At 58.7% G+C, this 18,192-nt stretch carries 12 protein-coding genes, 1 tRNA gene and 2 pseudogenes; all 15 read right to left on the minus strand.

The window, feature by feature from the left end; all coding sequences use genetic code 11:
* Nucleotides 1-76, minus strand: a pseudogene (locus tag M0D66_RS37215) (elongation factor Tu); the annotation flags it as partial.
* A gap of 47 nt (nt 77-123) precedes the next feature.
* Nucleotides 124-2,226, minus strand: coding sequence for an elongation factor G (fusA, locus tag M0D66_RS37220; RefSeq protein ID WP_093647721.1), 2,103 nt, complete (start codon nt 2,224-2,226; stop codon nt 124-126).
* Nucleotides 2,227-2,360: 134 nt separating this feature from the next.
* The gene (gene rpsG / locus M0D66_RS37225) at nt 2,361-2,831 is read right to left on the minus strand and encodes a 30S ribosomal protein S7 (RefSeq protein WP_006053291.1); all 471 of its coding nucleotides are present in this window, start codon (nt 2,829-2,831) and stop codon (nt 2,361-2,363) included.
* 182 nt (nt 2,832-3,013) lie between these two features.
* Nucleotides 3,014-3,394 (minus strand): 30S ribosomal protein S12, encoded by a 381-nt coding sequence (rpsL, locus tag M0D66_RS37230; protein WP_006998493.1) that lies wholly within the window; start codon nt 3,392-3,394, stop codon nt 3,014-3,016.
* 221 nt (nt 3,395-3,615) lie between these two features.
* On the minus strand, nt 3,616-5,463 hold the full coding sequence (gene recQ / locus M0D66_RS37235; protein ID WP_200650933.1) for a DNA helicase RecQ: 1,848 nt from the start codon (nt 5,461-5,463) through the stop codon (nt 3,616-3,618).
* 218 nt (nt 5,464-5,681) lie between these two features.
* A complete protein-coding gene (rpoC, locus tag M0D66_RS37240) occupies nt 5,682-9,920 on the minus strand; it encodes a DNA-directed RNA polymerase subunit beta' (RefSeq protein ID WP_093647725.1) in 4,239 nt (1,412 codons plus the stop codon).
* A 21-nt stretch (nt 9,921-9,941) separates the two neighbouring features.
* Nucleotides 9,942-14,048 (minus strand): DNA-directed RNA polymerase subunit beta, encoded by a 4,107-nt coding sequence (rpoB, locus tag M0D66_RS37245; protein ID WP_054043374.1) that lies wholly within the window; start codon nt 14,046-14,048, stop codon nt 9,942-9,944.
* A 370-nt stretch (nt 14,049-14,418) separates the two neighbouring features.
* Nucleotides 14,419-14,793 (minus strand): 50S ribosomal protein L7/L12, encoded by a 375-nt coding sequence (gene rplL / locus M0D66_RS37250; protein ID WP_054043372.1) that lies wholly within the window; start codon nt 14,791-14,793, stop codon nt 14,419-14,421.
* A gap of 63 nt (nt 14,794-14,856) precedes the next feature.
* Nucleotides 14,857-15,360 carry a 50S ribosomal protein L10 gene (gene rplJ / locus M0D66_RS37255; protein ID WP_054043370.1) on the minus strand — a complete coding sequence of 168 codons (504 nt, stop codon included), beginning with the start codon at nt 15,358-15,360 and terminating at the stop codon, nt 14,857-14,859.
* Between the two features lie 302 nt (nt 15,361-15,662).
* Nucleotides 15,663-16,361 carry a 50S ribosomal protein L1 gene (rplA, locus tag M0D66_RS37260; protein ID WP_011490061.1) on the minus strand — a complete coding sequence of 233 codons (699 nt, stop codon included), beginning with the start codon at nt 16,359-16,361 and terminating at the stop codon, nt 15,663-15,665.
* The gene (rplK, locus tag M0D66_RS37265; RefSeq protein ID WP_025496715.1) at nt 16,362-16,793 is read right to left on the minus strand and encodes a 50S ribosomal protein L11; all 432 of its coding nucleotides are present in this window, start codon (nt 16,791-16,793) and stop codon (nt 16,362-16,364) included.
* A 163-nt stretch (nt 16,794-16,956) separates the two neighbouring features.
* Complete coding sequence (gene nusG, locus M0D66_RS37270; RefSeq protein WP_007180147.1) at nt 16,957-17,514, minus strand: transcription termination/antitermination protein NusG; 558 nt, start codon at nt 17,512-17,514, stop codon at nt 16,957-16,959.
* A 1-nt stretch (nt 17,515) separates the two neighbouring features.
* On the minus strand, nt 17,516-17,896 hold the full coding sequence (gene secE / locus M0D66_RS37275; RefSeq protein ID WP_046567533.1) for a preprotein translocase subunit SecE: 381 nt from the start codon (nt 17,894-17,896) through the stop codon (nt 17,516-17,518).
* 36 nt (nt 17,897-17,932) lie between these two features.
* A tRNA-Trp gene (locus M0D66_RS37280) sits at nt 17,933-18,008 on the minus strand.
* 65 nt (nt 18,009-18,073) lie between these two features.
* A pseudogene (locus tag M0D66_RS37285) lies at nt 18,074-18,192 on the minus strand (elongation factor Tu); the annotation flags it as partial.

The raw sequence follows: 18,192 nt of genomic DNA on the forward strand, positions 1-18,192 counted from the left end.
TCTTGCCGTGGTCAACGTGACCGATCGTGCCGACGTTCACGTGCGGCTTGGTCCGTTCGAATTTACCTTTAGCCATGTTTCTCTTCTTTCAAAAAGTTAATCGTTGAATGACTTGCCGCGCGATTACTTCGACTTGGCGTTGATGATCGCTTCCGACACGTTACGCGGTGCTTCGGAGTAGTGCTTGAACTCCATCGTGTACGTTGCACGACCTTGGCTCAGCGAACGCAGCGAGGTCGAGTAGCCGAACATTTCCGACAGCGGGACTTCGGCGCGAACGATCTTGCCGCCGCCAATCATGTCTTCCATGCCCTGAACAATACCGCGACGGCCCGACAGATCGCCCATCACGTTGCCCATGTAATCTTCCGGCGTTTCGACTTCGACGGCCATCATCGGTTCGAGGATGACCGGCTGAGCCTTGCGCATTGCTTCCTTGAACGCCATCGAACCAGCCATGCGGAACGCGTTTTCGTTCGAGTCAACATCGTGGTACGAACCGAACGTCAGGTGAACCTTCACGTCAACGACCGGGAAGCCTGCCAGCACGCCAGCCTTCAGCGTTTCCTGGATACCCTTGTCGACTGCCGGGATGTATTCACGCGGAATCACACCGCCCTTGATTTCGTCCAGGAACTCGTAGCCCTTGCCCTGCTCATTCGGCTCGAGCGTGATGACCGCGTGACCGTACTGGCCGCGACCACCCGACTGCTTGACGAACTTGCCGTCAACGTCCACCGCCTTGCCGCGGATCGTTTCACGATACGCCACTTGCGGCTTGCCGACGGTTGCTTCGACGCCGAATTCACGCTTCATCCGGTCAACCAGAATTTCCAGGTGGAGCTCGCCCATGCCCGAAATAATGGTTTGACCCGATTCTTCGTCCGTTTGAACGCGGAACGACGGATCTTCTTGAGCCAGACGGTTCAGTGCCAGACCCATCTTTTCCTGGTCCGGCTTCGTCTTCGGCTCAACAGCCTGCGAAATCACCGGTTCCGGGAAAATCATGCGCTCGAGCACGATCGGGCTTTGCGGATCGCACAGCGTGTCGCCGGTCGTTGCGTCCTTCAGGCCGACTGCTGCAGCGATGTCGCCTGCGCGCACTTCCTTGATTTCTTCGCGCTGATTCGCGTGCATTTGCAGAATACGACCCAGACGTTCTTTCTTGTCTTTGGTCGCGTTCAGCACCGTGTCACCCGAATTCACAATGCCCGAGTACACACGGAAAAAGATCAGCTGGCCAACGAACGGGTCAGTCATGATCTTGAATGCCAGTGCCGAGAACTTTTCGTCGTCAGCAGCGCGGCGCTCACCTTGCTCACCGTTTTCCAGCTCGCCGGTAACCGGCGGGATGTCGATCGGCGACGGCAGGAAGTCGAGCACGGCGTCCAGCATACGTTGCACGCCCTTGTTCTTGAACGCGGTACCGCACAGCATCGGCTGGATTTCGCAAGCGATCGTACGGTCGCGCAGACCCTTGATGATCTCCGCTTCCGTCAGCTCGCCTTCTTCGAGGTACTTGTTCATCAGGTCTTCGCTCGACTCAGCAGCCGCTTCGACCATCTTCTCGCGCCATTCGTTGCACGAATCAACCAGTTCCGCCGGGATCTCTTCGTACGAGAACTTCGTGCCTTGCGACGCGTCGTCCCAAATGATCGCTTTCATCTTCAGCAGATCGACGACGCCCGTGAAGTTTTCTTCCGCGCCGATAGGCACCACGACCGGAACCGGGTTTGCCTTCAGACGCAGCTTGAGCTGGTCGTAAACCTTGAAGAAGTTCGCGCCGGTACGGTCCATCTTGTTGATGAACGCGAGACGGGGAACCTTGTACTTGTTCGCCTGACGCCACACGGTTTCCGACTGCGGCTGCACGCCGCCCACTGCGCAGTACACCATGCATGCACCGTCGAGCACGCGCATCGAGCGCTCAACTTCAATCGTGAAGTCAACGTGGCCCGGGGTGTCGATGATGTTGATGCGGTGCTCGGCGCGATCGCCGGCCATGCCTTTCCAGAATGCCGTGGTAGCAGCGGACGTGATCGTGATGCCGCGTTCCTGCTCCTGCTCCATCCAGTCCATGGTGGCAGCGCCGTCGTGAACTTCACCAATCTTGTGGTTCACGCCGGTGTAGAACAGGATGCGCTCGGTCGTCGTCGTTTTGCCGGCGTCGATGTGAGCGCTAATACCGATGTTACGGTAGCGCTCGATAGGTGTCTTGCGAGCCACTTTGATCCTCTATTGGGATGACGCGATGCGAGAAAATACCCATCGCGCTGTAACACAAACGGGCGAGGCGCTTTGTAAGCGCACCCGCCCGGAATTTCTTTCCGTTTTTTCTGCTAAACCCGGGTTCGGGAAGCTTAGAAACGGAAGTGCGAGAACGCCTTGTTGGCTTCTGCCATCCGGTGAACTTCGTCGCGCTTCTTCATCGCGCCGCCACGGCCTTCAGCCGCTTCGGAGAGTTCACCTGCCAGACGCAGGGCCATCGACTTCTCGCTGCGCTTCTTCGCGGCTTCACGCAACCAACGCATCGCCAATGCCATACGACGCGACGGACGCACTTCGACCGGAACCTGATAGTTCGCACCACCAACGCGGCGGCTCTTAACTTCGACCACCGGCTTGACGTTGTTGAGCGCTACCGTGAACACTTCCAGCGGGTCCTTGCCACCCTTGGTCTGGATCTGTTCGAAAGCGCCGTACACGATGCGCTCAGCAACCGACTTCTTGCCGGAGAGCATCAGCACGTTCATGAACTTAGCTACATCTACGTTACCGAACTTCGGATCCGGCAACACTTCCCGCTTGGGGACTTCGCGACGACGCGGCATGTTTCTTCCTTTAACTTTTCAGTTGGAGCTATTTTTTAGCCCCGCGGCCACCAACTAACCCGATTCATCTCTAACGACTTACCAGCCTGGTCGGGTGACCACTTACTCGACAGCACCGGCAATTCCGGCACCACCGCTATTACCGCCTTTAAAGGCGACCTGAAACTACACTGACCGGCTAATTACTTGCCAGCCTTGGCACGCTTCGCACCGTACTTCGAGCGAGCCTGCTTACGATCCTTGACGCCCTGGGTATCCAGCGAGCCACGAACCATGTGGTAACGCACACCCGGCAAGTCCTTAACACGGCCGCCGCGAATCAGCACGACCGAGTGTTCCTGCAGGTTGTGGCCTTCACCACCGATGTACGAAATAACTTCGAAGCCGTTCGTCAGACGAACCTTGGCAACCTTACGGAGTGCCGAGTTAGGCTTCTTCGGCGTCGTGGTGTACACACGGGTGCACACGCCGCGACGCTGGGGGCAGTCCTGCAAAGCCGGGCTCTTGCTCTTCGTCGTTTCCGACGCGCGGCCTTTGCGAACCAGTTGATTGATGGTTGGCATTGTTTATTCCTGAAATTGAACAAAATCGACGCATCTGTTTCCGGGCAAAGCAGAAACGATTGCGCATCGAACTTCCGGACCGAGGGATCAGCGCACGAATTGACTTCGCACACAGGCATTCCAAGAACCGGAACCTAGCATAATATTCCGAAAATGCTAAGGGAGTCAACAGGTTGCGATGTTTCGCACGCCTGCCGACCTGAAACTGCGCTCGCCGGCGCTCAGTCGGCGCCGACGACTTCCAGCAACTCGTCGCCGAAACGGTCCAGCTTGCGGGCGCCCATGCCTGGAATGCCGCGCAAATCCTCAATGGAATCAGGGCCGTTGCGGGCAATTTCGGCCAACGTGGCGTCGTGGAAGATGACGTAGGCCGGCACGCCGTCGCTTTTCGCAGTCTCCGTGCGCCAGGCGCGCAGGCGCTCCCAGCGGGCGCGCTCGCGCGGACCCATGCCGATCGTCGGGTCGGCGCGCTCAGTGGTGCGGCTGGAAGACTGGCGGGTACGCGTCGGCTTCACGTAGCGGCGCATTGTTACGTTCTGCTCGCTCTTCAGCACTGCTTTGGCGGCTTCGGTCAGCACCAGCGAGCCGAAGCCTTCGTGGTCGACGGCGAGGTAGCCAAATGCGACGAGCTGGCGAAAAATGGCGCGCCACTCCGGCTCGCCGAGCGCCGCCCCAATCCCGAAGGTGGTGAGCTTCTCGTGGCCGCGCTGCAGGATCTTCTCGCTGCGGTTGCCACGCAGAATATCGATCAGGTGCCCAGCACCAAAGTGAAAACCACTCGCCCGCTGCGCGCGGAACACACATGACAGCGCCATCTGCGCTTCGCGCGTCGCGTCCCACGTGTCGGGCGGTTCGATACAGTTATCGCAGTTGCCGCAGGGCTTGCTCGACTCGCCGAAATACGCGAGCAGCCGCACGCGGCGGCAGGTCGCCGCTTCGCACAGTCCGAGCAACGCGTCGAGCTTGCCGGTCTGCACGCGTTTATGCGCGTCGTCGGCATCGGACTCGTCAATCATCTTGCGCTGCTGCACAACGTCACCCAAACCGTACGCCATCCAGGCGTTTGCCGGCATGCCGTCGCGACCAGCGCGCCCGGTTTCCTGGTAGTAACCTTCGACACTCTTCGGTAAATCAAGGTGAGCCACGAAGCGCACGTCCGGCTTGTCGATGCCCATGCCGAACGCGATCGTCGCGCACATCACGATACCCTCCTCGCGCTGGAACATCTCCTGATGCTTCTGGCGGATTTCGAACTCCATGCCGGCGTGGTACGGCAACGCGCGCATCCCCTTCTCTTTCAGCCACTCAGCCGTTTCTTCGACCTTGCGACGCGACAGGCAATAGACAACGCCGGCGTCGGTCGTACCGTCCGGTTTCGAGTGTTCAGCGCGAATAAAGTCGAGCAATTGCGTGCGCGCATTGTCCTTTTCGACGATGCGATAGCGGATGTTCGGGCGATCGAAACTGGAGACGAAGATGCGCGCGTCATCCAGTGCGAGACGGTGGATGATTTCGTCGCGCGTGATTGCGTCGGCGGTCGCGGTGAGCGCGATGCGCGGCACGTTCGGAAAGCGCTCGTGCAGCACCGACAGCTGAATATATTCAGGACGGAAATCGTGGCCCCATTGCGACACGCAGTGCGCTTCGTCGATGGCGAACAACCCGATGCGCGTGCGCTCGAGCAACTCCTGGAAGCGGGGCGTCATCAATCGTTCCGGCGCCACGTATAGCAGATCGATTTCGCCTTCGCGCAGCGCGCGCTCAGTGGCCATCGCTTCGGCGCTCGACAGCGTCGAATTCAGATACGCGGCCCTAACGCCCACTTCCTTCAGCGCAGCGACCTGGTCTTGCATCAGTGCGATCAGCGGGGACACGACAATCCCCGCTCCGCAGCCCGCCTCGCGCCGCACCAACGACGGGATCTGATAGCACAACGATTTGCCGCCACCCGTTGGCATCAGCACGAGACAATCGCCGCCGCCGGCGACGTGTTCGACAATTTCGCCCTGCTGTCCTCGGAATGCGGGGTAGCCAAAAACTTCGTTGAGGATTTCGAGCGGACGGGACATGAATTGGAGAGAAGCAGCGTGATGCCGGTGACACGAATTTTACCAACGCATTCGTGCTGCGCCCGCGCTTTGCGACAACGTTAGCCGTTCGGCCGACGAATCCGCAAAAAACGCACAAAAATGAGGCACCCGCAGTGCGTGGGACAAAAAAAAACCGCTCAGTCGAAACTGAGCGGCTTCGCTGGCTGGTGAGCCCAAGCGGCTTGCGCCGCCCGGACTTACTCGCCTGAGTGCTGCTGTTCGGCGGCCGGCGTTTCCGGCGTACCGAATTCGAACGACTCTTCCGCTGCGATCTGATCGAAACGCTCGCGGTCGGACAGTTCCTTGCTCTTGCGTGCCTTGTGGAACGCGAGACCAGTACCAGCCGGAATCAGACGACCAACGATCACGTTTTCCTTCAGCCCGCGCAGATCGTCGCGCTTGCCCATGATCGCCGCTTCGGTCAGCACGCGAGTCGTTTCCTGGAACGACGCCGCGGAGATGAACGAATCGGTCGACAGCGATGCCTTCGTAATACCGAGCAGCACGTTGTCGTAGGTTGCCGGGATCTTGCCTTCCGCAGCCATCCGGTCGTTTTCGTCGAGCATATCCGAGCGCTCGACCTGTTCGCCCATGATGAAGCGCGTGTCACCGTTATCGACGATCTGCACGCGGCGCAACATCTGACGGACGATCACTTCAATGTGCTTGTCATTGATCTTCACGCCCTGCAGACGATACACGTCCTGCACTTCGTCAACGATATAGCGCGCCAGCGCTTCGACGCCCTGCAAACGCAGAATGTCGTGCGGATCAGCCGGACCGTCGACAATCATTTCGCCCTTGTTGACGACCTGACCATCGTGCACCAGAACCTGCTTTTCCTTCGCGATCAGGAACTCGTGCTGATTGCCTTCGAGGTCCGTGATAACGAGACGCTGCTTGCCCTTCGTGTCCTTACCGAACGACGTCGTGCCCGTGACTTCCGCCAGAATACCGGCGTCCTTCGGCGAGCGCGCTTCGAACAGTTCGGCCACACGCGGCAGACCACCGGTAATGTCGCGAGTCTTTTGCGATTCAACCGGGATACGTGCCAGCACTTCACCGACCTGCACTTGCTGACCGTCCTTCACGGTGATCAGAGCGCCGACCTGGAAGCCGATCTGCACCGAGTGCTCGGTGTTCGGGATCTTTACTTCTTCGCCGTTCGCGTCGAGCAGCTTGACCTGCGGGCGCACCGTCTTCGACGCTTGCGAACCGCGGCGCTTCACGTCGATCACGACCAGCGTCGAGAGACCCGTCACATCGTCGATCTGCTTGGCAACCGTCACGCCTTCTTCGACGTTTTCGAACTTCACCGTACCACCGTACTCGGTGATGATCGGACGCGTCATCGGATCCCACGTCGCCAGTTGCGTGCCGGCCTTGATCTGCGCGCCGTCCAGTTGCAACAGCGTCGCGCCGTACGGCACCTTGTGACGTTCACGCTCGCGGCCGTGGTCGTCGGTGATCATCGCTTCGCCCGAACGCGAGATGACGATCTGCTCGCCCTTCGCGTTGGTGACGTAACGCATCGTCGCCGTGAAACGAACCGTACCGTTCGACTTGGCTTCAACCGACGAAGCCACTGCTGCACGCGATGCCGCACCACCGATGTGGAACGTACGCATCGTGAGCTGCGTGCCCGGTTCACCGATCGACTGAGCAGCGATCACGCCAACTGCTTCACCGACGTTGACCGACGAGCCACGGCCCAGGTCGCGGCCATAGCAGGCTGCGCACAGACCGTAACGCGTTTCGCAAGTCAGCGGCGTACGCACGCGCACTTCGTCGATGCCGAGGCGCTCGATTTCTTCGACCGCGTCTTCGTCGAGCAACGTGCCCGTTTCGTACAGCGTTTCCTGCGTTTCCGGATTGACGACGTCAGCCACCGTCACGCGACCGAGGATACGGTCACGCAGCGCTTCGACAACTTCACCGCCTTCGACCAACGCCTTCATCGCGACGCCGTTGGACGTACCGCAATCGTCCTCGACCACCACCAGATCCTGCGTCACGTCGACCAGACGACGCGTCAGGTAACCCGAGTTTGCCGTCTTCAGTGCCGTATCAGCCAGACCCTTACGTGCACCGTGGGTCGAGATGAAGTACTGCAACACGTTCAGGCCTTCACGGAAGTTCGCCGTAATCGGCGTCTCGATGATCGAGCCGTCCGGCTTCGCCATCAGGCCACGCATACCGGCCAGCTGACGAATCTGAACCGCGGAACCACGAGCACCCGAGTCAGCCATCATGTAGATGGAGTTGAACGATTCCTGACGCGTTTCGTTGCCGTCGCGATCGACCACCGGTTCCGTCGACAGCTGCTCCATCATCGCCTTGCCGACCGCTTCCGACGTTGCCGACCAGATGTCGACCACGTTGTTGTAGCGTTCTTGCGACGTGACGAGACCCGACATGTACTGACGGTCGTATTCCTTCACCTTCTTCGCGGCGTCGCCGACGATCTGTTCTTTCTGCGGCGGCACGAGCATGTCGTCGACGCAAATCGAAATACCGGCGCGCGTTGCCAGACGGAAACCCGACTGCATCAACTGGTCGGCGAAAATCACCGTTTCACGCAGACCGCACTTGCGGAATGCGGTGTTGATGAGGCGCGAAATTTCCTTCTTCTTCAGCGGCTTGTTCAGCACCGAGAACGGCAGGCCCGGCGGAAGGATTTCCGACAGGATTGCGCGGCCGACGGTCGTCGCGTACAGCGAGATCTTCGGCACGAACGCCGGTGCGCCTTCCGACTTGTCTTCGTTGTGGACCATTTCCGTGATCCGCACATTGACGCGCGAGGCCAGCTCGACTTCCTTGTTCTCGTAAGCACGCAGTGCTTCAGACACGCCGGTGAACGTCAGGCCTTCGCCCTTGGCGTTCACTGCTTCACGCGTCGCGTAGTACAGGCCGAGCACGATATCCTGCGACGGCACGATCGACGGATCGCCGTTGGCCGGGAACAGGATGTTGTTCGACGCCAGCATCAGCGTACGCGCTTCCATCTGCGCTTCGAGCGACAGCGGCACGTGCACAGCCATCTGGTCACCGTCGAAGTCGGCGTTGAACGCCGCGCAAACGAGCGGGTGCAGCTGGATAGCCTTACCTTCGATCAGCACCGGCTCGAAAGCCTGAATGCCAAGACGGTGCAGCGTCGGCGCACGGTTCAGCATGACCGGATGTTCGCGGATCACCTCTTCGAGGATGTCCCACACCACCGGCGTCTGGTTCTCGACTTCCTTCTTCGCAGCCTTGATGGTGGTAGCAACACCCATCACTTCGAGCTTGTTGAAGATGAACGGCTTGAACAGTTCGAGCGCCATCAGCTTCGGCAGACCGCACTGATGCAGCTTGAGCGTCGGGCCGACCACGATCACCGAACGGCCCGAGTAGTCAACGCGCTTACCGAGCAAGTTCTGACGGAAACGACCGCCCTTACCCTTGATCATGTCAGCGAGCGACTTCAGCGGACGCTTGTTCGCGCCAGTCATTGCCTTACCGCGACGACCGTTGTCGAGCAGCGAATCGACGGCTTCCTGCAGCATCCGCTTTTCGTTGCGGACGATGATTTCAGGCGCCTTCAGTTCGAGCAGACGCTTCAACCGGTTGTTACGGTTGATCACGCGGCGATACAGGTCGTTCAGGTCCGACGTCGCGAAGCGACCGCCATCCAGCGGCACCAGCGGACGCAGTTCCGGCGGCAGCACCGGCAGCACTTCGAGCACCATCCAGTCAGGCTTGATGCCCGAACGCTGGAAAGCCTCGAGCACCTTCAGGCGCTTCGCGTATTTCTTGATCTTCGCTTCCGAACCCGTGTTCTTGAGTTCGGTGCGCAGCATCTCGACCTGTTCGTCGATGTTGATCGCGCGCAGCAGTTCGCGAACGCCTTCCGCGCCCATTTCGGCACGGAATTCGTCACCGTACTCTTCGACCTTGTTGTAGTAATCCTCTTCCGTCATGATCTGCCGCGCTTTCAGCGGCGTCATGCCCGGATCGATCACCACGTATGCTTCGAAGTACAGCACGCGCTCGATGTCGCGCAGCGTCATGTCGAGCACCATGCCCAGACGCGACGGCAGCGACTTCAGGAACCAGATGTGAGCGACCGGCGAGGCCAGCTCAATGTGGCCCATCCGTTCGCGACGCACCTTCGCGAGCGTCACTTCGACGCCGCACTTTTCACAGATCACGCCACGATGCTTCAGGCGCTTGTACTTGCCGCAAAGGCATTCGTAGTCTTTGATCGGCCCGAAAATCTTCGCGCAGAACAAACCATCGCGTTCCGGCTTGAACGTCCGGTAGTTGATGGTTTCCGGCTTCTTGACTTCACCGAACGACCACGAACGGATCTTGTCTGGCGAGGCCAGACCGATCTTGATCGCGTCAAAAACTTCAGGCTGTTGGACTTGCTTGAATAGATCGAGCAGAGCTTTCATTGCTTTCTCTCCGTAGTCCGATTAGTTGCGGTCGAGGTCGATATCGATACCGAGCGAGCGGATTTCCTTCACGAGCACGTTGAAGGATTCCGGCATGCCGGCGTCGATCACGTGATCGCCCTTGACCAGGTTCTCATACACCTTGGTCCGGCCCGCCACGTCATCCGACTTCACCGTCAGCATTTCTTGCAACACGTACGATGCGCCGTACGCTTCGAGCGCCCACACTTCCATTTCACCGAAACGCTGGCCACCGAACTGCGCCTTACCGCCCAACGGCTGCTGCGTCACGAGCGAGTACGGGCCCGTGGAACGCGCGTGCATCTTGTCGTCGACCAAGTGGTGCAGCTTCAGGTAGTGCATGTAGCCGACAGTCACCGTACGTTCGAACATCTCACCCGTGCGGCCGTCATACAGACGCACCTGGTTCTTCGACGGCGTCATGCCGAGGTTCTTCGCGATGTCGTCCGGGAATGCCAGATCCAGCGCGCGCGACATTTCTTCTTCCGTCGCACCGTCGAACACCGGCGTGGCAAACGGAACGCCTTCGCGCAGGTTCTTCGCCAGTTCGACGATTTCGTCGTCCGTGAAGCTGTCCAGCTCTTCAGCGCGGCCCGACTCGTTGTAGATCTTGGTCAGGAATTCGCGCAGTTCTGCGATCTTCGCCTGACGTTGCAGCATTTCTGCAATACGCCAGCCGAGACCCTTCGCGGCCCAACCCAGATGCACTTCGAGAACCTGACCCACGTTCATCCGCGACGGCACGCCGAGCGGGTTCAGAACGACGTCAGCCGGACGGCCATCGGCCATGTACGGCATGTCTTCGATCGGAACGATCTTCGACACCACACCCTTGTTACCGTGACGGCCGGCCATCTTGTCGCCAGGCTGCAGACGACGCTTAACAGCCAGATACACCTTGACCATCTTCAGCACGCCCGGCGGCAGTTCGTCGCCTTGCGTGAGCTTCTTGCGCTTTTCTTCGAACGCCAGATCGAACTGGTGACGCTTCTGTTCGATCGAGTCCTTGATAGCTTCGAGCTGTGCCGCTGCTTCTTCGTCCGCGAGGCGGATGTCGAACCAGTGGTAGTGGTCGAGATCTTCCAGGTAAGCCTGTTCGATCTTCGTACCCTTCGCGAGCTTCTTCGGACCGCCGTTTGCGACCTTGCCGGTCAGCATACGTGCGAGACGCTGGAATGCATCGCCTTCCACGATACGCAGCTGGTCGTTCAGGTCGAGGCGATAACGCTTCAGTTCATCGTCGATGATCTGTTGCGCACGCTTGTCGCGCTGAATACCTTCACGCGTGAACACTTGAACGTCGATGACCGTACCGCTCATGCCCGACGGCACGCGCAGCGACGTGTCCTTCACGTCCGAAGCCTTTTCACCGAAGATCGCGCGCAGCAGCTTTTCTTCCGGCGTCAGCTGGGTTTCGCCCTTCGGCGTGACCTTACCGACCAGCACGTCGCCTGCTTCGACTTCAGCGCCGATGTAGACGATGCCCGACTCATCGAGACGGCCGAGTTGCACTTCAGCCAGGTTCGAGATGTCGCGCGTGATTTCTTCCGGTCCGAGCTTCGTATCGCGAGCTACGACGTTCAGTTCTTCGATGTGGATCGACGTATAACGGTCGTCCGCAACCACCTTCTCCGAGATCAAGATCGAATCTTCGAAGTTGTAGCCGTTCCACGGCATGAACGCGACCAGCATGTTCTGGCCGAGAGCCAGTTCGCCGAGGTCGGTCGATGCACCGTCAGCCAGCACGTCGCCACGCGACACGATATCGCCGACCTTCACGATCGGGCGCTGGTTGATGTTCGTGTTCTGGTTCGAACGCGTGTACTTGATCAGGTTGTAGATGTCCACGCCGACGTCGCCAGCAACAGCTTCATCGTCGTTCACGCGGATCACCATACGGCCTGCGTCGACGTAATCGACCACACCACCGCGGAATGCCTGAACCGTCGTACCCGAGTCGACTGCCACCGTGCGTTCGATACCCGTACCGACCACAGCCTTTTCAGGACGCAGACACGGCACAGCCTGACGCTGCATGTTCGAACCCATCAATGCGCGGTTCGCGTCATCGTGCTCGAGGAACGGAATCAGCGATGCTGCCACCGAGACGATCTGCGACGGCGCCACGTCCATGTACTGGATGCGGTCCGGCGTAACCATCAGCGTTTCGCCTGCTTCACGCGACGACACCAGTTCGTCGGTCAGCGAGCCGTCAGCAGCAACCGCCGCGTTCGCCTGAGCGATCACGTAACGGCCTTCTTCGATCGCCGATAGATAATCGATCTGATCGGTCACCTTGCTGTCCACAACCTTGCGATACGGCGTTTCGAGGAAGCCGTATTCGTTCAGATGCGCGTACAGTGCCAGCGAATTGATCAGGCCGATGTTCGGACCTTCCGGCGTTTCAATCGGGCACACACGGCCGTAGTGGGTCGGGTGCACGTCGCGGACTTCAAAGCCAGCGCGCTCACGCGTCAAACCGCCCGGGCCAAGTGCCGAAACACGGCGCTTGTGGGTGATTTCCGACAGCGGGTTGGTCTGGTCCATAAACTGCGACAGCTGCGACGAACCGAAGAACTCGCGAATCGCCGACGAAATCGGCTTCGAGTTGATCAGGTCGTGCGGCATCAGGTTTTCGCTTTCGGCCTGGCCGAGGCGTTCCTTCACAGCACGTTCGACACGCACGAGACCTGCGCGGAACTGGTTTTCCGCCAGTTCGCCGACGCAACGCACACGACGATTGCCCAAGTGGTCGATGTCGTCCACTTCGCCCTTGCCGTTACGCAGTTCGACCAGGATCTTGATCGTTGCGAGAATGTCGTCGTCTTGCAGCGTCATCGGGCCGACGATTTCGTCGCGACCGACACGGCGGTTGAACTTCATACGACCCACCTTGGACAGGTCGTATGCGTCTTCGCTGTAGAACAGACGGTTGAACAACGCCTCAACCGCTTCTTCGGTCGGCGGTTCGCCCGGACGCATCATGCGGTAGATCGCAATGCGTGCAGCCATCTTGTCCGCGGTTTCGTCGATACGCAGCGTCGACGAGATGTACGGACCTTGATCCAGATCGTTCGTGTAGAGCGTCTGGATGTCTTTGATCTTCGATTCGCGGAGCTTTTCGAGGACGGTTTCGGTGATTTCGTCGTTCGCGTTAGCGATGACTTCACCCGTGTCGCCGTCAACGACGTTCTTCGCGAGCACGCGGCCGAGCAGATAGTCTTCCGGCACCGAGATGAACTTCGTTTTCGCGTTGTCGAGATCGCGAATGTGCTTGGCGTTGATCCGCTTGTCCTTCTGGACGATCACGTTGCCATCACGGTCCGTGATGTCAAAACGCGCGACTTCACCACGCAGACGCTCCGGCACGAATTCCATCTGCGCGCCTTCCGGCATCAGCGTGAAATTGTCGAACACGAAGAAGTTTGCGAGGATCTGTTCCGGCGTCAGGCCAATCGCCTTCAGCAGGATCGTGACCGGCATCTTGCGACGGCGGTCGACGCGGAAGTACAGCACGTCCTTCGGATCGAATTCGAAGTCGAGCCAAGAACCGCGATAAGGAATGATACGTGCCGAGAACAGGAGCTTGCCCGAGCTGTGCGTCTTGCCCTTGTCGTGTTCGAAGAACACGCCCGGCGAACGGTGCAGCTGCGAAACGATCACACGTTCCGTGCCGTTGATGACGAACGAACCCGTCGGCGTCATGAGCGGAATTTCGCCCATGTACACTTCCTGTTCCTTCACTTCCTTGACGACCGGCTTGCTCGGCGATTCCTTGTCGAGCAGCACCAGGCGCACTTTCGCGCGCAGTGCTGAGCAGTACGTCAAACCGCGCTGCTGACATTCCTTGATGTTGAATGCCGGCGGCGACAGCATGTAGCTGACGAACTCGAGACGCGCGAAACCGTTGTGCGAAACGATCGGGAAAACGGATGTAAACGCAGCCTGCAGGCCTTCCGGCTTGCGTTGCGTAGACGACGTGTCTGCTTGCAGAAACGTGCTGAATGATTCAAGCTGGGTAGCCAGCAGGAAAGGTACTTGGTGAACGATGGGGCGCTTCGCAAAACTCTTGCGAATGCGCTTCTTCTCGGTGAAGGAATATTGCATACGATCTCCGAATCACGGCGGGCATTGTTGTCGAGGCAGGATACCTTGATGTGACAACCCGAGTGTTCACCGACTGAGACCCGATGGCCGTCCGATGGCTTGAACGAGCCTAGAAGCTTGGTGGTTGGCCGCTACCAACCGCTGGCTGACGGCAGCGGATGCCTATGTTGCCCGCTACCCGACCAAACTTGCCTTCTGCAGTCGCTTCAGAAGACAAAGAGAAGCGCCGGTCAATATTGCCGACAGGCGATTTTCTTTGGCTTCTGGGACCCCTGTTCTTGCCGAAACTAGCTGACAAAAACATGGTTCCCACAAAGCACAAAAAGGCCGGCGGTGGAAAACCGCCAGCCTTCGCACAACGCGCCGAAACTTACTTGATTTCAGCCTTCGCGCCGGCTTCTTCCAACTTCTTCTTGGCTTCTTCAGCAGCAGCCTTCGGTACCGACTCCTTAACAGGCTTCGGTGCACCGTCGACCAGGTCCTTCGCTTCCTTCAGGCCGAGACCCGTCAGTTCACGAACAGCCTTAATAACCGAAACCTTGTTCGCGCCGACTTCCGTCAGGTTGACCGTGAATTCGGTTTGCTCTTCAGCAGCAGCAGCAGCGCCGCCGCCTGCCGGGCCCGCCACTGCAACAGCAGCTGCCGACACGCCAAACTTTTCTTCGAACGCCTTGACCAGCTCGTTCAGTTCCAGAACCGACATCGAGCTTACTGCCTCGAGGATGTCATCTTTTGCGATTGCCATTTGAAATACTCCTAAATTGAATTCGGATACAGCCAGCGATCAATCACGCTCGACTGAAGTGCGTTACGCAGCAGCTTCTTCGCCTTGTTTCTTTTCTGCCAGCGCGGCCAAAGCGCGCGCAAAGCCGGAAACAGGTGCTTGCATAACGTACAACAGCTTGGAGAGCAGTTCTTCGCGGCTCGGGATGTTTGCCAGCGCTTGCACGCCAGCCTTGTCCATCACCTTGCCTTCGTAGGAACCAGCCTTGATGATCAACTTGTCATTGCTCTTGCCGAAGTCGTTGACGACCTTAGCAGCGGCAATGGCATCTTCCGAGATGCCGTAGATCAGGGGACCGGTCATCTGCTCTGCCAAAGAAGCAAACGGGGTACCTTCAACAGCGCGACGCGCCAGCGTGTTTTTCAACACGCGAAGGTAAACCTGTTGCTCACGCGCTTTCGCGCGCAGCTTGGTCAGATCGCCAACCGTGATCCCACGATACTCAGCCAGAACCACGGTCTGGGCTTTCGCGACTTGCGCGGCAACCTCAGCGACGACGGCCTGCTTGCTTTCTTTATTGAGTGGCACGGTTAACCTCCAGATTCGATACACGCAGCGTGCGCCTTGTGTACCGCGTTCAATAACGGCGTCCGACCAGTCAGGAGTATTTCGACCGCTCGATGCACACATTGCTGCGGACATCCAACGGTTTCATCACTACAAAACCTTTTCGGGTTCGCCATCTGCGTTGGCTTTGCATTAAGGGTTCGCCTACCTGCTGCGTTCCCGCCAACGGTCTTTGACAACCGGTCGCTCAATGCAAACTGCCATCTTGCGACCGCCCAAAGCCCATAAAACCGCCTCGACTCACATCGAGGCGATGAAATTTATTACTGTGCTGCGAGCGATGCCTGGTCGACGCGAACGCCAACGCCCATCGTGCTCGACAGTGCAACCTTCCGCAGGTACACACCCTTGCTCGTTGCCGGCTTCGCCTTTTGCAGGGCGTCGACGAGAGCGTTCAGGTTGCTACGCAGAGCCGTCGGCTCGAACGAAGCACGGCCAATCGTGGCGTGGATGATACCGGCCTTGTCGACACGGAATTGCACCTGACCAGCCTTGGCGTTCTTAACTGCAGTCGCGACGTCCGGCGTAACCGTGCCAACCTTCGGGTTCGGCATCAGGCCACGTGGGCCGAGAATCTGACCGAGCGTACCGACAACGCGCATCGTGTCCGGCGAAGCGATCACGATGTCGAAGTCCAGCTTGCCGGCCTTGACTTGTTCAGCCAGGTCTTCCATACCGACGACTTCTGCGCCGGCTGCGCGAGCTTGCTCAGCCTTTTCGCCTTGTGCAAACACAGCCACGCGAACCGACTTACCGGTACCTGCCGGCAGCACGACCGAGCCACGAACCACTTGGTCCGACTTCTTCGCGTCGATGCCGAGTTGCACTGCAACGTCGATCGACTCGTCGAACTTCGCGCTTGCGCATTCCTTCACGAGCGACAGAGCTTCGTCGATCGCGTACAGCTTTTGACGATCAACCTTGGCTGCAAATGCTTGCAGACGTTTTGAAAGCTTAGCCATTTACACGCCCTCCACGGTGATGCCCATCGAGCGGGCGCTACCAGCGATCGTACGAACCGCTGCGTCCAGATCAGCTGCCGTCAGATCGGGCATCTTGGTCTTGGCGATGTCTTCAGCTTGAGCGCGGGTGATCTTGCCGACCTTGTCGGTGTGCGGCTTGGCCGAACCCTTGTCGATCTTCGCTGCCTTCTTGATCAGAACCGTAGCCGGCGGCGTCTTCAGAACAAACGTGAAGCTCTTGTCCGCGAACGCGGTGATCACGACTGGAATCGGCAGACCCGGTTCCATAGCTTGAGTCTGCGCGTTGAACGCCTTGCAGAACTCCATGATGTTCAGGCCGCGTTGGCCCAGTGCCGGACCGACCGGCGGCGACGGGTTGGCTTTACCTGCAGGAATCTGCAGCTTGATAAAGCCGATGATTTTCTTTGCCATTTTGAAAACCTCTTAGGAACGCCGCCCTAGTACAAGCGGACATTCAGTGAGTAGTAGCGCGCGTTCGCCGAAAGCCGACTACTTACGCTCCTCAACGGCCATTACGCGGACCGTAAGCGCGAAATACGGAACGCACCGATCGGTGCGCCCGTAGAATTCTGGATTACAACTTTTCGACCTGGCCGAATTCCAGCTCGACCGGCGTTGCGCGGCCGAAGATTGTAACGGAAACACGGACGCGCGACTTTTCGTAGTTCACTTCTTCGACGCTGCCGTTGAAATCCGTGAACGGACCGTCCTTCACCCGCACCATCTCGCCTACTTCGAACAGGGTCTTCGGACGCGGCTTTTCCACGCCTTCCTGCATTTGCGACATGATCTTCTCGACTTCCCGCGGGGAAATCGGGCTCGGACGATTACGCGCACCGCCTACGAAACCCGTCACCTTTGCCGTGTTCTTCACGAGGTGCCACGTCTCGTCTGTCATTTCCATTTCCACAAGGACATAGCCCGGGAAGAAACGACGTTCGGTCACTGATTTGTGACCGCCTTTCACCTCGACCACTTCTTCAGTCGGAACGAGGATTTGACCAAACTGGTCTTGCATGCCAGCACGTTCGATGCGCTCTTGAAGCGCACGTTGCACGCTCTTCTCCATGCCGGAGTAGGCGTGCACCACGTACCAACGTTTGCCGCTCGGGGATGCCGGAGTATCGCTCATATCATTTCCAACCCAGAATCACCGAGAAAATCGCCCATTCGATGGATTTATCGCTAATCCAAAGAAAGATCGCCATGACGAACACGAAGCCGAACACTACGAGCGTTGTCTGGGTAGCCTCTTTACGAGTCGGCCAGACAACCTTGCGAACTTCTTTGTACGAGTCTTTGGCGAAAGCGATGAAACCCTTGCCAGGCGCGGAGAGAAGACCGACTGCAACACCCGCGATAGCGCCAACAGCCAAGGCGGCTCCGCGGACGTACCATTCCTGGCCGCTGAGCCAGAAGAACCCCACGAACCCGGCCAAGACCAACAATACGCCCGCGACGAGCATCAGCTTGTCGCCGGATGTATTTACAGTTTCGACGGAAGGATTCGCCATAACACCTTAACGAAGCGCCATATACGGCGCGAGAGTTGGCAGGGGCAGAGGGAATCGAACCCCCAACCTTCGGTTTTGGAGACCGACGCTCTGCCAGTTGAGCTATACCCCTAAACCATTTTGGGGTTGACGACACCGCCAACCCCGAAACCACCGATCAACGAGAACTTTCTGGCGTTACTCGAGAATCTTGGCAACCACACCTGCGCCGACCGTACGGCCACCTTCGCGGATTGCGAAACGCAGACCTTCTTCCATCGCGATCGGGTTGATCAGCTTCACCGTGATCGACACGT

This window comes from Paraburkholderia sp. SECH2, assembly GCF_030464795.1.
In the GTDB taxonomy this organism is placed as follows: Bacteria; Pseudomonadota; Gammaproteobacteria; order Burkholderiales; family Burkholderiaceae; genus Paraburkholderia; species Paraburkholderia aspalathi.

Bases quoted from the DNA above. Each gene is read 5' to 3' on its own strand.
- rplK (WP_025496715.1), bottom strand. From the start codon at position 16,793: ATGGCAAAGAAAATCATCGGCTTTATCAAGCTGCAGATTCCTGCAGGT.
- secE (WP_046567533.1), bottom strand. From the start codon at position 17,896: ATGGCGAATCCTTCCGTCGAAACTGTAAATACATCCGGCGACAAGCTG.
- rpsG (WP_006053291.1), bottom strand. From the start codon at position 2,831: ATGCCGCGTCGTCGCGAAGTCCCCAAGCGGGAAGTGTTGCCGGATCCG.
- rpoC (WP_093647725.1), bottom strand. From the start codon at position 9,920: ATGAAAGCTCTGCTCGATCTATTCAAGCAAGTCCAACAGCCTGAAGTT.
- rpoB (WP_054043374.1), bottom strand. From the start codon at position 14,048: ATGCAATATTCCTTCACCGAGAAGAAGCGCATTCGCAAGAGTTTTGCG.
- nusG (WP_007180147.1), bottom strand. From the start codon at position 17,514: ATGAGCGATACTCCGGCATCCCCGAGCGGCAAACGTTGGTACGTGGTG.
- rplA (WP_011490061.1), bottom strand. From the start codon at position 16,361: ATGGCTAAGCTTTCAAAACGTCTGCAAGCATTTGCAGCCAAGGTTGAT.
- recQ (WP_200650933.1), bottom strand. From the start codon at position 5,463: ATGTCCCGTCCGCTCGAAATCCTCAACGAAGTTTTTGGCTACCCCGCA.
- rpsL (WP_006998493.1), bottom strand. From the start codon at position 3,394: ATGCCAACCATCAATCAACTGGTTCGCAAAGGCCGCGCGTCGGAAACG.
- rplL (WP_054043372.1), bottom strand. From the start codon at position 14,793: ATGGCAATCGCAAAAGATGACATCCTCGAGGCAGTAAGCTCGATGTCG.